Origin of the sequence: Actinosynnema sp. NPDC050436 (assembly GCF_040655415.1) — a bacterium.
Lineage (GTDB): Bacteria > Actinomycetota > Actinomycetes > Mycobacteriales > Pseudonocardiaceae > Actinosynnema.
The window spans coordinates 45,129-59,192 of record NZ_JBFAJV010000021.1 but is presented as its reverse complement, the minus strand read 5'-3'; the positions used below and the strand labels follow the sequence as shown (position 1 = coordinate 59,192).

At 72.5% G+C, this 14,064-nt stretch carries 10 protein-coding genes and 1 pseudogene; 5 read left to right on the top strand and 6 right to left on the bottom strand.

Going from position 1 to position 14,064, the window contains the following annotated elements:
- Positions 1–14 precede the first annotated feature (14 nt).
- The gene (galE, locus tag AB0I60_RS34140) at positions 15–983 is read left to right on the top strand and encodes a UDP-glucose 4-epimerase GalE (RefSeq protein WP_360737481.1); all 969 of its coding nucleotides are present in this window, start codon (positions 15–17) and stop codon (positions 981–983) included.
- Positions 980–3,010, top strand: a complete 2,031-nt coding sequence (locus AB0I60_RS34135; RefSeq protein WP_360737478.1) for a S9 family peptidase — start codon at positions 980–982, stop codon at positions 3,008–3,010. Before galE ends, AB0I60_RS34135 begins: the two co-directional genes overlap by 4 nt.
- A 649-nt stretch (positions 3,011–3,659) precedes the next feature.
- Here the strand turns inward: AB0I60_RS34135 and AB0I60_RS34130 are convergent.
- The 4 genes and pseudogenes from AB0I60_RS34130 to AB0I60_RS34115 all read right to left on the bottom strand — a co-directional run bounded on the left by AB0I60_RS34130 (position 3,660) and on the right by AB0I60_RS34115 (position 8,906).
- Positions 3,660–4,690, bottom strand: a pseudogene (locus AB0I60_RS34130) (DUF4192 domain-containing protein).
- Positions 4,691–4,847: 157 nt separating this feature from the next.
- On the bottom strand, positions 4,848–6,695 hold the full coding sequence (locus tag AB0I60_RS34125) for a Xaa-Pro dipeptidyl-peptidase (RefSeq protein ID WP_360737475.1): 1,848 nt from the start codon (positions 6,693–6,695) through the stop codon (positions 4,848–4,850).
- A gap of 160 nt (positions 6,696–6,855) precedes the next feature.
- A complete protein-coding gene (locus AB0I60_RS34120) occupies positions 6,856–8,004 on the bottom strand; it encodes an MFS transporter (protein WP_360737472.1) in 1,149 nt (382 codons plus the stop codon).
- Positions 8,004–8,906 (bottom strand): alpha/beta hydrolase, encoded by a 903-nt coding sequence (locus AB0I60_RS34115; protein WP_360737470.1) that lies wholly within the window; start codon positions 8,904–8,906, stop codon positions 8,004–8,006. The genes AB0I60_RS34120 and AB0I60_RS34115 overlap by 1 nt, the downstream gene beginning before the upstream one ends.
- Before the next feature lie 71 nt (positions 8,907–8,977).
- On the opposite strand from AB0I60_RS34115, the gene AB0I60_RS34110 reads away from it, so the two are divergent.
- Both AB0I60_RS34110 and AB0I60_RS34105 read left to right on the top strand, forming a co-directional pair.
- The gene (locus AB0I60_RS34110) at positions 8,978–9,844 is read left to right on the top strand and encodes a LysR family transcriptional regulator (protein WP_360737467.1); all 867 of its coding nucleotides are present in this window, start codon (positions 8,978–8,980) and stop codon (positions 9,842–9,844) included.
- Positions 9,841–11,061, top strand: coding sequence for a 6-phospho-beta-glucosidase (locus AB0I60_RS34105; protein ID WP_360737464.1), 1,221 nt, complete (start codon positions 9,841–9,843; stop codon positions 11,059–11,061). Before AB0I60_RS34110 ends, AB0I60_RS34105 begins: the two co-directional genes overlap by 4 nt.
- A gap of 4 nt (positions 11,062–11,065) precedes the next feature.
- On the opposite strand, the gene AB0I60_RS34100 is transcribed toward AB0I60_RS34105, so the two are convergent.
- Complete coding sequence (locus tag AB0I60_RS34100; RefSeq protein ID WP_360737461.1) at positions 11,066–11,698, bottom strand: endonuclease V; 633 nt, start codon at positions 11,696–11,698, stop codon at positions 11,066–11,068.
- Positions 11,695–12,630, bottom strand: coding sequence for a DUF3500 domain-containing protein (locus tag AB0I60_RS34095; RefSeq protein ID WP_360737459.1), 936 nt, complete (start codon positions 12,628–12,630; stop codon positions 11,695–11,697). Before AB0I60_RS34095 ends, AB0I60_RS34100 begins: the two co-directional genes overlap by 4 nt.
- Before the next feature lie 113 nt (positions 12,631–12,743).
- Here AB0I60_RS34095 and AB0I60_RS34090 point away from each other — a divergent pair, with 113 nt between their 5' ends.
- Positions 12,744–13,955 (top strand): MFS transporter, encoded by a 1,212-nt coding sequence (locus AB0I60_RS34090; RefSeq protein WP_360737456.1) that lies wholly within the window; start codon positions 12,744–12,746, stop codon positions 13,953–13,955.
- Positions 13,956–14,064 lie beyond the last annotated feature (109 nt).

Sequence of the window (14,064 nt, the reverse complement as noted above, 5' to 3'; positions counted from 1 at the left end):
AAGCGGGGAACACGGTGAAGCTGCTCGTCACGGGCGGTGCGGGGTACGTCGGCAGCGTGTGCGCGGCTCGACTGGTCGAGTCGGGGCACGAGGTGGTCGTGCTCGACGACCTGTCGACCGGGCACGCGGACGCGGTCCCCGAGGGCGCGCGGCTGATCGCGGACGACATCGACGGCGTGATCGGCTCGGTGCTGGCCGAGGGGTTCGACGGCGTGCTGCACTTCGCGGCCAAGTCGCTGGTCGGCGAGTCGCAGCAGGAACCCGCGAAGTACTGGCAGGGCAACGTGGTCACCTCGCTGCGGCTGCTGGACGCCATGCGCGAGCACGGCACGCCCCGCCTGGTCTTCTCGTCCACCGCCGCGACCTACGGCGAGCCGGACGAGGTGCCGATCGTGGAGACCGCGCCGACCCGGCCGACGAACACCTACGGCGCGACGAAGCTCGCCATCGACCACGCCATCACCGGCTACGCGACCGCCCACGGCCTGGCGGCGGTGTCGCTGCGGTACTTCAACGTGGCCGGCGCGTACGGGCGGTACGGCGAGCGGCACACCGTCGAGACCCACCTCATCCCCCTCGTGCTCCAGGTGGCGTCGGGCAAGCGGGAGAAGATCGCCATGTACGGCGACGACTACCCGACCGACGACGGCACCTGCGTGCGCGACTACATCCACGTGGTGGACCTGGCCGACGCGCACCTCAAGGCGCTGGCGAACGCGACCGGCGGCGAGCACCGGATCTACAACCTGGGCAACGGCCTGGGCTTCTCGGTCAAGCAGGTGATCGACGCCTGCCGCGAGGTGACCGGCCACCCGGTCCCGGCCGAGGTGTCGCCGCGCCGCCCGGGAGACCCGGCGGTGCTGGTCGCGTCCTCGGAGCGGGCCCGGACCGAACTCGGCTGGAAGCCGGAGCGGGTCGACCTGGCCGGCATCGTGCGCGACGCGTGGGAGTTCACCCAGTCCCGGTCCCAGGAGGCCCGATGAGCGGCACGATCCAGGCGGGCGACTTCGCGGACGTCCCGTCGTTCTCGGCGCTGCCCCGGCTCGGGTCGCTGGCGCTGTCCCCGGACGGCAAGCGCCTGGTCACGGTCGTGGCGGAGCTGTCACCGGACGGCAAGGCGTGGCAGGGCGCGCTGTGGGAGGTCGACCCGGCGGGTCACCGCCCGGCCCGCCGGCTGACCCGGGGCGCGAAGGGCGAGTCGAACCCGGTGTTCACGCCGGACGGCGACCTGCTGTTCCTGTCGTCGCGCCCGAACCCGGTGGCCAAGCCGGTCGACGGCAAGCCCAAGGACAAGACCGCGCTGTGGCTGCTGCCCGAGGCCGGCGAGGCCCGCGAGCTGCTGCGCCCGGCCGGCGGCGTGGAGCGCGTCGACGTCGCGGCCACGTCGGGCACGCTGCTGCTCACAGCCGGCGCGCATCCGACCGCGGACTTCGGCGAGTCCGACGAGGAGCACCGCAAGGCTCGCGAGGACGCGGGCGTGACCGGCATCCTCTACGAGTCGTACCCGGTGCGGTACTGGGACGTCGACCTCGGCCCCACCTACCCGCGCCTGCTCACCGCCCCGCCGCCGACCGGCGACGGGTTCACCGCCGAGGACCTGACCGACCTCACCCCGGACGCCGACGCGCGACTGGACGACGTGGCGGCGATCAGCCCGGACGGCCGGTGGGTCGTGCACACCGAGCGGGTCGCCGTGAGCGCCGCCTACGGCGCCCGCGTCCGGCTGCGCCTGACCCCGGCGGACGGCTCGCCCGGCCGCGTGCTGGCCGACCAGGAGCACCACTCCTTCGCCGGCCCCGCGTTCCTGCCCGACTCGTCGGCGGTGATCGCGGTGCGCGGGTTCGACTCGACGCCGGAGCGGCCGTGGCGCAACGCCCTGGTCCGCATCGACCTGGACGGCACGGTCACCGAACTCGCGCCGGACTTCCAGCAGGAGCCGGAGCACCCGGTGGTCAGCCCGGACGGCGCGGCGGTGTACTTCACCAGCTCGCTGCGCGGCCACCAGCCGATCTGGCGGCTGGACCTGGCCACCGGCGACCTGATCCGCCTCACCGCGTCCGGCTCGTACACCGACGTGCAGGTCGGGGCGGAGCACGTCTACGCGCTGCGCAACACCGTCGACCAGCCCGCCCAGCCGGTGCGCCTGGACCTGGCCGCCCCGGAGCAGGAGGCGGTCGTCCTGGACGCCCCCGGCCGGGTCGAGTCCCTGCCGGGCACGCTGACCGAGGTCGAGACCGTGGTCGAGGACGGCCGCACGGTCCGCGCGTGGCTGGTCCTGCCCACCGGGTGCTCCGCCGACCGGCCCGCGCCGCTGCTGCTGTGGGTGCACGGCGGCCCGGTGATGAGCTGGAGCGGCTGGAGCTGGCGCTGGAACCCGTGGCTGATGGCCGCCAAGGGCTACGCGGTGCTGCTGCCCGACCCGGCCCTGTCGACCGGCTACGGCCCCGAGTTCATCGCCGCCGGCTGGGGCAGCTGGGGCGCGAAGCCGTACACCGACCTGATGGCGATCACCGACGTCACCGTCCGCCGGGACGACATCGACGAGGGCCGCACGGCCGCCATGGGCGGTTCGTTCGGCGGGTACATGGCGAACTGGATCGCCACCCAGACCGACCGCTTCCGGGCGATCGTGACCCACGCGTCGCTGTGGCACCTGGACGCGTTCACCGGGACGACGGATGACTCGTACTACTGGATCCGCGAGATGGGCGACCCGCTGCGCGACGAGGAGCAGGTGCGGGCGAACTCGCCGCACCTGCGGGCAGCGGACATCAAGACGCCGATGCTCGTGATCCACGGCGACAAGGACTACCGGGTCCCGATCGGCGAGGGCCAGCGCCTGTACTTCGACCTGGTGCGCCACGGCGTGGAGGCGAAGTTCCTGTACTTCCCGACCGAGAACCACTGGATCCTGACGCCCGGCAACGCCAAGGTCTGGTACGAGACGATCTACGCCTTCCTGGCGCAGCACGTCCTGGACGAGCCCTGGCAGCGCCCGGAACTGCTGTAGTTCCAGGGCACCACCGCGACCCGGTGGTCGGGTTCGCATACACGGGAACCCGACCACCGGACCCCACGCCCCGGCCGACACACCGACGAGGTGCACGACCGGCGGGGCTGGTGGGCCGGCAGGCTGATCCGGGCCGGGCATGGCCGGGCCTCGCGTGGCCGGGCCGGGCGTGGCACGGCAGATCAGGGGCGCGGTGTCGCGGCACTGACGCCGACGCCGACGCCGACGCCGACGCTGGCGCTGGCGCTGGCGCTGGGATGGTCACGGCGATCCCGTGCCGCTGCCAGCCAGGTGGATCTTCGTCGCGCGACCGGCCGACCGCTGTCCGCAGCGGGTCCCGGACCCCGCGCCGCTCCTCGACGCGCACCGGCCTTGGGCGCCGTACGGGGTGAACGCCCACGATGCCTGGCGGGGCTGGTGGGCCGGCAGGCTGATCCGGACCGGGCGAGGCACGGCAGATCAGCCCTCGGTACCGGCGGCGACGACTCGGGACGTTGGGGCTGTGTCCCGACGAGCTGATGGGATCGCAACACCGTTGTGAATTCGTAGTCCCTTGGCCGCGCTCGGTCCGGAGGAGCGCAGCTCGCCCGGACCGGCAAGTCAGCCTTCCATCTTCACCTCCTCATTCTGCGCACCAACCTGGTGGGCGTTATTCGGGTTGTTCTCGGGGGAACCACTCGCCGGCGGCGGCTCGTTCGGCCAGACCTCTTATCGTGGTGGGTGGCATTCCGTTTTCCAGGGCTGTTCGGAGGAGCAGGGCCAGGCGGTGGCCGGGGAGGGCTTCTTCGGCGCGGTCCAGGGCTATCAGGGCCAGTGCGCCGTCTCCCCGGACGTAGGCGGAGAACGCCAGCAGCGCGGCGGGCTCGGCCCTTTCCGGGGTGGGGCTGGCCCTGGTCAGTTCTGTCCAGAGCCGTTCCGCCCCCTCGGCGTGCTCGCTGATCGCGTCCGCCAGGCTCGCGTCGCGCACCCACGGGTCGGACAGGGCGAACGCCAGGTCGGCCACCTCGCGGTCGGTCAGGGGTTCGGCCCGGAAGCGGGTGCGGGCCACCGCCTCCCGGACCAGGGCCCGGTGGCGGATCATGGTGGCGAAGTCCTCGTGCTCGTGGACCTCGGTCTCGGCTGCCGCGCGGTCGAGCAGGGCGGAGCGGCGGGACAGGGCCTCCGGCGGGTCCGGGGTGAGGGAGGCGGCCAGGGTCTCGCGGTCCCGGTGGGTGACCAACCCCTGGGCCACGGCCCGCGCGGCGATGGTCGTGGACGTCGGGTCCGGCACTACGCCTTGGTCGCCCAGGTCGTCGTAGCTCAGCCACGGCGAGCCCTTCGCCGTGGCCGGGGACCACGCGGCGCACGTCACGCGGACGCCCACGTAGCCCAGGGACGCGGTCAACTGCGCCACCAGGTGCTCGCGCGGCAGCAGTTCGGGGGGTCGCCGCGACCCCCTCCGACGACCACGGCGACGGCGTGGGTCGGCGGCCGACCCCGTAAGGACAGGGCCAACTCGTCGGCGACCCTGCGGTCGTTGCGGGTGGCGGGCAGGTCGAGGCGGAGGGTCTGCGCGATCGAGCCGCCTTCGAGGATGAGCAGGACCAGGGAATCGGCCGGGTGGAAACCGAGCAGGTAGGGCAGGGCTGCGATCACGTCGCCCGGCGTGCGGAGGTGATTGGGTTTCACGGGAGCTGTCATGTCATTGATTTTGGCGGGGAAATGGGGAGGCCGCCACTGTCTGCACCCGATCAGATGACATTTGACGTTTTTGGTCGAATGGAAGTCCGCACACGGGAAAGAAAAGCTCCCCCTTACGCCGCTGTGTGCGCAAGGGGGAGCGTTAAGGCGTACGCGACTAGCCGATCGAACGACGCAGTGCCGCCGGTCCGCCGACCACGGGGAGTTCCACGGTCGTGGACGTGAGGTCGACGGACAGCCCCACGCCCGGCTTGGGCCGCAACGTGTAGTCGTAGTCGCTGGACACCAGCACGAACTCCAGGGAGTGCCCGGCGGGCACGATGTAGTCCTGCGGCTGCAACTCGACGTCGAGCCGGTAGGTCTTCCCCGGCGTGACCGGCTTCGACTTGGACAGCCCGTCACGGTTCTGCGGGTCGGTCCACCCGCGCGTGATCACGTGGCTGGTCCCGTCCGGCGCGCGGTCCACCAGGAGCGCGGTCACGTTCGCCGCAGGCCGGTCGAAGGACACTGCCAGCTCCACGCGGGGCGTCCCGGACAGCCGCAGCGGCGTGGCCGACGCACGGGTGCCGTAAGCCAACCGGTTGCCGGAGCTGGGCAGGTCGACCAGGTCTTCGGCGAGCTTGGACGAGTCGTCGCGCAGCGTCTCCACGACGGGCTTGCCGGGCACCGACGACGACCGGAGCGCGCCCTTGGCCGAGCCGCCGGCCCACGGGTACAGCCTGGCCTTCGACGTGCCGGGGGCGGGCCAGTCCGCCTCGTCGGTCCACGTCGTGCGGTCCTCGCGCTGGATGGTCGACTTCGGCTCCTTCTCGATGCCGTTGTCGAGCCCGTACAGGTAGTGGCTGAACCACTTGTTGATCGTGCGCCGCCACTCGACGGACCGCAGCGTGTCGGGGTCGGTGTGGCCGGACTGGTGCAGCCAGATCTTGTGCTCGACGCCGTTGCGGCGCAGTGCCTCGTACCACTGCGCGACGTGCTTGGTCTTGACGTTCCAGTCGCTCAGGCCGTGCACGGCGAGCACCGCCGCGCGCACCTTGTGCGCGTCCTTGACGTAGTTCCGCTCGTCCCAGAACGCGCTGTAGTCGCCGGTGACCCGGTCCTGCTTCTCGGCGACCTCGGCGATGATCGGCTTGCAGATCTCGCGGTCTTCGCGCGTGTAGACGTACTCCGCGAGCACGTCCAGGTCTTCGCCCTGGTAGGTACCGGGTGCGACGACGGCCCCGTCGGCGCGGTAGTAGTCGTACCAACTGGAGATGGCCGCGATGGGCACGATGGCCTCAAGACCGCGCACGCCCGTGGACGCCACGGCGTTGGGCAGCGTGCCGTTGTAGGACACGCCCATCATGCCGACCTTGCCCGTGCTCCACGTGGCCTTGACCTTCTTGCCCGCCGCGTCTCGCGCGGTGGTGCGGCCGTTGAGCCAGTCGATCACGGACTTGGACCCGATGGTCTCGTTGCGCCCACCGGAGGTGGGGCAGCCGCTGGACTTGCCGGTGCCGAGCGATTCCCCGTACACCATGGCGAACCCGCGCGAGATGAAGTACGACTCGTAGCGCGCGGACGTGATGGGGCCGGCGTTGGGGCCCACGGCCGCCGCGATCCGCTCGTCCGCCTGCGCCTTGAGCTTCGAGCCGTCGCGCTTGTCGTAGCCGCCGCGCCGGTTCGGCACGTACAGCTCCAGGTCGACGTTGTGGTTGGCCACGTCGTTGCCGCCGGAGAAGTACGGGCTGTTGAAGAACACCACCGGGACCTTGAGCCCCCGGGTGGTGGCCCCCTGCCGCACGACCTCGGCGTAGACCTCGTCGTCGCGGCCGTCGCGGTCGCTGTCGACCGGTGCGCGGACCCAGACGCTCTCCTTGACCACGTCCTTCGGGTCGAAGACGGGCTGCGCCTCGCCGTCCTTGAACACCGGGCCTTCCGGCGCGGCCGAGGCCACCGCGGGCAGCAGGCCCAGCGGCAGCGTTGCCAGAGCCGCCAGGACCGCGACTCTCCGAACACCCTTCACGGCTGTTCCCCCATCATGTGCAGGACAGGTCGGTGCAGACCTTCCCCCTACGCCGCGAGACGTGTCAAGGGCCAGTTGAGTCCACTGTGGACTTTTGAACAAGACCCGCCGATCGGCCCTTGACCAGCGCGAACCGGTGTGCAGCCGCCTGCCGGACGGCTCAGGCGGGTACCGCCGCACGGGCCCGCCGACCGCTCGCCAGCGCCACGGCGAGCGCACCCGCCGCCATCAGCGCGGCCACCCAGTTCGGCGCGGTGTAGCCGAGTCCGGCGTCGATGGCGGCGCCGCCGAGCCACGCGCCCGCCGCGTTGCCGAGGTTGAACGCGGCGATGTTGGCGGCCGACGCGAGCGCGGGAGCGCCTTCGGCCTGTTGCAGCACGCGGGTCTGCAACGGAGCCACGGTGGCGAAACCGGCCACGCCGAGCAGGGCGATCGTCACCGCGCCCAGCAGTTGGGATTGCGCGGTGAACACGAATGCCACCAGGACGACGACCAGCACCGCGAGGATCGCGTAGAGGCTCGGCATCAGACGGCGGTCCGCCGCGCGTCCGCCCAGCACGTTCCCCACGCACAGGCCGGCCCCGAAGAGCACCAGCAACCAGGTCACCGCGCCCGGCGAGAACCCGGCCACCTCGGTCATCATCGGCGCGATGTAGGTGAACGACGCGAAGACCGCGCCGAAGCCCAGCGCCGTCGTGCCCAGCGCGAGCCACACGCCGGGCCGCCGGAACACCGCCAGCTCGCCGAGCAGGCCGTCGGACGCGGGCTGCGGCGGCACCAGCGCCATGATCCCGACCAGGCCGGCGATGCCGAGCGCGGTCACCGCCCAGAACGTCGAGCGCCAGCCGAACGCCTGGCCCAGCGCGGTGCCCATCGGCACGCCGAGCACGTTGGCCACGGTCAGCCCGGTGAACATCAGCGCGATCGCCCGCGCCCGCCGGTCCGGCGCGACCAGGCCGGCCGCGACCACGGCGCCGACGCCGAAGAACGCGCCGTGGCACAGCGCGGCCACCACCCGGCCGACCATGAGCAGGGCGTAGCTGTCGGCCACCGCGCACAGCAGGTTGCCGAGGATGAACAGGGCCATCAGCCCCACGAGCAGCTTCTTGCGCGGCAGCCGCGACCCGCCGGCGGTGATCAGCGGTGCGCCGACCACGACGCTCAGCGCGTAGCCGGAGACCAGCAGCCCGGCGGACGGGATCGACACGCCGAGGTCCGACGCGACCTGCGGCAGCAGCCCGACGATCACGAACTCGGTGGTGCCGATGCCGAACGCGCCGATGGCCAGCGCGATGAGTGCGAGCGGCATCACAGCTCTCCCAACCACGTGGCGAGTTCGCGGATCAGGATGTGCGGCTCGTCCATCAGCGCGTCCTGGAGCACGAACGCGTGCACAGCGCCTTCGAAGTGCCTTACGTGCACCGGCACACCCGCTGCGGCGAGCTTCTCGGCGTACCGTTCGCCGTCCGTGCGCACGGGGTCGTGCTCCGCGAGGGCCACGAACGCGGGCGGCAGGTCGTGCAGTTCGCAGCGCAGCGGGGCGGCGAGCCCGCACGGCTCCCGGTCGCCGAGGTACTGCGCCCAGGACCAGCGCATCCCCTCCCGCTGCACGCCGTAGCCGGTGGCGTGGTCGAGGTAGGACGGCGTGTCGAAGTCGGTGTCCATCGGCGGGTACACGAGTACCTGGAACGCCAGGCGCAAGCCGTTCTCGCGCGCTTTGAGCGTCACGCCGGCGGCGAGGGTGCCACCCGCGCTGTCGCCGGCGACGCCGATCCGGTCGGGGTCGACGCCGAGTTCGACCGCGTGGTCGTACAGCCAGGACGTGGCCGCGTAGGAGTCGTCCAGCGGGATCGGGAACGGGTGCTCGGGGGCCTTCTGGTAGTTCACCGCGAACACCGCGTGCCCGGTGGCGTTGGCCAGCGCACGCAGGAACACGTCGTACACGTCGAGGTTGCCGATCACGAAACCGCTGCCGTGCAGGAAGACGATCGCGGGCAGCGGGCCGTCGCCGGCGGGCCGGTAGATGCGGGCCGGCAGGTCGGCGGTGGGGCCGGGGACGAAGAGGTGGTCGACCCGGGCCGGCTGCGGCTCGCCCTGGAGGTCCTTGAAGCCGAGGAAAGCCCGCCGTGCGTCGTAGACGGTCGACTCCTGCACGGGAGTCGCACCGGCGGTCTTCGCCAGAGCGGCGCGGGCCTGTTCGTTGAGTGCCACGGATTGATCATCGAGCCACCTGGAGTGATAAGTCCAAGGCATGTTCTCTACCCTCGCTATAAACTCCGTTCATGACTCTGCGGCAGTTCGAGTACCTGGTCACCGTCGTCGACGAAGGGTCTTTCACCCGCGCTGCCGATCTGTTGCACGTCACCCAGCCCGCGCTCTCCCACCAGATCCGTGCGCTGGAACGGTCCGTGGGCACTCCCCTGCTGGACCGGCTCCCCCGTGCCGTGCGCCTTACGCCCGCCGGACGCGCGTGGCTGCCGTTCGCCAGGTCCGCCCTCGCCGACGCGGAACGCGCGAAGGTCGCCGCCCGGCGCGTGAGCGGGCTGGAGTGCGGGGAGCTGTCCGTGGCCACGGTCTACTCGTTGACGCTGGGCGCGTTGCCGCCCGTCCTGCGCGAGTGGCGGACGCTGCACCCCGACGTGCGCATCCGGCTGTTCGAGCACCGGCACACCGACGAACTGCGCGAGGCCATGGCGCGGGGCCAGGCCGACGTGGCGGTCGGGCCGAAGCCGCCGGAGTGGTCGGGGTTCTGCCGGCTGCTCGGCGTGGAGGAGTTCGTGCTGGTCCTGCCGCCGGGTTCGCCGCACGACGGGTCGGTCGACCTGCGGGCGTTCGCCGACGAGGGGTGGGTGCTGCCCGCGCCCGGCAACGGGCTGGCCGAGTTCGTGGCCGAGGTGTGCCGGGGGTTGGGGTTCCAGCCGTGGGCGGCGGTGCGCACCGAGCAGACCGCGTCCGTTCCGGTGCTGGCGGCGGCCGGGCTGGGTCCCGCGCTGGTGCCGCGCAACGTGCTGCCGGAGACGTTCGACGGGGTGGTGGTGCGGCCGGAGCCGCCCGTGCGGCGCGAGCTGGCGGCGTTCAGCCACAAGGACCCCGATCCGCTGACCTCGGCCTTCGTCGGGTTGCTCGAACGGGCAGGATGGGACGCATGAAGCTGGTCATCCTGGGCGGCGGCGGGTTCCGCGTACCGCAGGTGCACCGGGCGCTGGTCGCCGCCGGGTGGGTGGACGACCTCGTCCTGCACGACGTGGACGCGGCGCGGTTGGCGAGCATCCGGGCGGTGCTGCCCGACGGTCCCCAGATCACCGCCACCACCGACCTGGACGAGGCGCTGCGCGGAGCGGACTTCGTGTTCTCCGCCATCCGGGTCGGCGGCCTCGCCGGGCGCGCTGCCGACGAGGGCATCGCGCACGCGCACGGCGTGTTGGGTCAGGAGACCGTCGGCGCGGGCGGGATCGCGTACGGGCTGCGCACGGTGCCCACGGCACGGGAGATCGCCCGCCGGGTCGCCCGGCTGGCTCCCGGCGCGTGGGTGGTCAACTTCACCAACCCGGCGGGCCTGGTCACCGAGGCGATGGCGGAGCACTTGGGCCCCAGGGTGATCGGCATCTGCGACTCCCCGGTCGGCCTGTGCCGGCGGGTGGCGCACGCGCTGGGCGTCGACGGGGTCACGTTCGACTACGCGGGCCTGAACCACCTCGGGTGGTTGCAAGGGGTCCGGCGCGGGAACGACGACCTGCTTCCGGCGTTGCTGGCCGACCCCGAGGCGTTGCTCTCGTTCGAGGAGGGCCGGCTGTTCGGCGTCGAGTTCCTCCAGGCCCTCGGCGTCATCCCCAACGAGTACCTGCACTACTACTACGACACGCGGGATGCGATGGGCGACGACCGGGGTGCTTTCCTGCTGCACCAGCAGGAGCGGTTCTACCGGGGCGAGGTCGACTGGGAGACCACGCGGCTGGAGCGCGAGGCGACCTACATGAAGCAGGAGCGGGACACGCTGGACGGCGGCGGGTACGAGCACGTGGCGCTGGAGGTGATGCGGGCGATCGCCACCGGCGAGGCCACGACGTCGATCCTGAACGTCCGCAACGGGTCCACGCTGTCCTTCCTGGACGAGCGGGCGGTGGTGGAGGTTCCGTGCACGGTCGACGCGACCGGCGCGCACCCCCTCCCGGTCAGCCCGCTGCCCGACCACGCAGCCGGGCTGGTCACGTCGGTGAAGGCGGTGGACCGGCTGGTGCTGGAGGGCACGCGGGCCGCCGCGCTCAAGGCGTTCGCCCTGCACCCCCTGGTCGACTCGGTCACCACCGCGCGCGACCTGCTGGACGCCTACGTCCGGCGGCACCCGGAACTCGCCCACCTGGGCTGAACCGCTACTTGAGCCGGGCACGCCCCAGCGCGTCGGACCTGCGGGTCGTCTCGGGCAGCCGCATCACGCACAGGCGCAGCACCTCGGCGCACGCGCGGTCGAGGTCGATCTTGTGCCCCACCGACACGAACACCGGCTTGACGCCGTCGCGGGTGCGCAGCGCGCGCCCGACGACCTCGCCGTCCTCCACCAGGTCGGTGACCGCGCCGCGCTCCCGGGACGGCTGGTCGAACCGGCCCATCGGCGTCTTCGCCACCCCGACGCTGGGCAGGTCGGCCACCACGCCCAGGTGGCACGCCAGGCCGAAGCGCCGGGGGTGCGCCAGCCCCTGGCCGTCGCACACCAGCAGGTCGGGCGTGACGGTCAGCTTCTCCAGCGCCCGCAGCAGCGGCGGCAGCTCGCGGAAGGCGAACAACCCGGGCAGGTAGGGGAACTCGGCGGTGCCGACGACGACTGCGGTGTCGACCGTGTGCAGCGTCTCCGCGTCCAGCACGACGACCGCGCCGGCCAGCCGGTCGTCGTCCGCGTACGAGACGTCCAGCCCGGCGACGTACCGGACGGAGAGGTCCGGGGCGCTCCACGGCTGCACCAGCGGGCGCAACCGCTCCTGCTCGGCGATGGCCTCTTCGGGGGTCATGCGTGCCCCACCGCCGCCCGGTGCGCGGCGAGGAGGTCCTCGCCGAAGTCGCCGGAACGCCTGCGCCACACCGAGTGCGCGTGGTTGGCGTCGTTCGCGGTGTTGTCGTACTCGATCAGCAACTCCGGTCCCTGGATGCGGTAGTAGTGGCCTTCGCCGCGCCTGGCCGAACCTTGCCACGCGAAGTGCAGGCGGTCGAGGTCGAGGTGGTCGAACTCGTCGTCGGCGAGGTCGCCGTGCAGCCGGTCCAGGTAGCAGCGGACGAGCCCGACCAGCAGCTCCCGCGACGGGCGGGCGAGCTGGGCGGGCGTCACGCCCTGCGGCTCGACGTCGCCGACCACCGGCGCGTTCCCGGTGAGCAGGTCCGGCGGCGGCCGGTCGCCGACGACGGCGAGGCCGCGCGCGGTCGGCCCCATCCGGTCCAGCAGCTCGCGCGCCAGCTCCTCCTCCAGGCGCAGCGGCTGCGCGACCGTGCGGCCCCGGTAGGTGACGCGAGCGGGGTTCGCGCCGAGGAAGAACGGCGTCGCCGAGATGCGGCCGTCGACCACGACCACGCTGACCGACAGGTGGTGGCCCTCGACGCGCCAGCCCCACGGGTCGTCGCCCGGCTCCCCGAGCAGGACCGCCCAGTAGTCGCCGTGGTGGCGGTCGCGCCGGCCGCCTTCCCGGTCGTCGAGCACGTCCTCCAGCGCCATCACGGCGGTGACCTGCGCGTACGTGTGGGGGCTGAGCACGCACGACAGCAGCCGGTGGGCGGCTTTGCGCTGCTCGCGGCCGAGGTCGCCGAGCACGACACCGGGGCGCGGGCCGGGCGTGTAGGCCCAGCTCCGGCGGAGGTCGTCGTCGGTGGCGGCACGGGACGCGGCCTCCCGCTGCCCTGCGTCGAGCACGTCGAGGAAGCCGCGCGCGGCTTCGGTGATCTCGTGCAGCATCACGTGAATTTATCCGTCCCCACGCCGTGCAGCAGCGAAACCCGGTGTGAACTGCCGTCCCGGCACCTGCCGTTCGACGGCACCGGTTCGACTACGGTTGTAGACGATCTGCGATGATCGGTCGCGTGACGTTCGCGCGGTTCTGGGCCGCCGACACGGTGTCGCTGGTCGGCACGCACGTCACCGCGCTGGCCCTGAGCATCCTGGCCATGGACCAGCTCGGCGCCGACCAGAGCGGGCTGGGCCTGCTCAGCGCCGCGCAGTGGCTGCCCTACCTGCTGTTCGGCCTGCTCGCCGGGGTGCTCGCGGACCGCAGGCGGCGGCGCCCGCTCCTGATCGGCGCGGACGTGGCGCGGGCGGTCGTGCTGGGGGCGATCCCGGCCCTGCACGCCTGCGGCGCGCTGACGCTGCCCGTGCTGATCGGGCTGGTCGCGGTGTTCGGGACGTTGTCGCTGGTGTACGACGCCGCCCACCAGTCGTTCCTGCCCCGGTTGGTCCCGGCGGAACGCCTGACCACCGCGAACGCCCGGATGGAGCAGACCCGGGCGGTCGCCCAGACCACCGGCCCGTTGGCAGCGGGCTGGCTGGTCAAAGTCGTCGGGGCACCCGTCGCGATCCTGCTGGACGCCGTGTCCTACCTGGTGTCGGCCGTGCTCCTGGCGACCCTGCGGGTACCGGAGACCGTGCCGCCGCGCGAGTCCCGCAACCTCAAGCGCGAGGTGCGCGAGGGCCTGGCCTGGGTCTACCGCCACCCCGTGCTGGCCCCGATGGCGATCACCTCCCACGCGTGGTTCCTGTTCAACAGCATGATCACCCCGGTGTTCGCGTACTTCGTGCACCGGGAACTCGGCTTCGACGAGTTCGAACTCAGCCTCACCTTCGCCGCCGCCGGGGTGGGCGCGGTCCTGGGCTCCTCGGTGTCGACGGCGGCGACCGACCGCTTCGGTGCCGGCGCGGTGATCGTCGCCGGCCGGTGGATCACGCCGGCCGCGTGGGCGCTCCTCCCGTTCGCCGACCCGTCGGCCACCGGCCTGGCGCTGCTCGCCGCCGCCCAGTTCACGTGGGGCTTCGGCATCGGCTTCGACAGCCCGCCCGAGATGGGCTACCGCCAGGCCATCACCCCGGACCACCTCCAGGGCCGGATGAACTCCACCATCCGCTCCCTCAACCGGGGCATGATCGTGGTCGGCGCCCCGATCGGCGGCCTGGTCGCCGACGCGGCCGGCTCGCGGACCGCCGTCTGGGTCGGGGTCACCGGCCTGGTGGCGCAGGCAGTGGCGATCTCCCTCTCCCCCGCCCGCCGCGCGCGCATCCCGCGCGCCTGATCGGCCGCACCCGCGCCGGCCCGGTCGAGCGGGCACCTCCCGGGGCCGGCTGTCCTCTGTGGACTTCAGCTCGGCACGGCGGGACCGTGTCGAAGCCGACCTCCCGCGC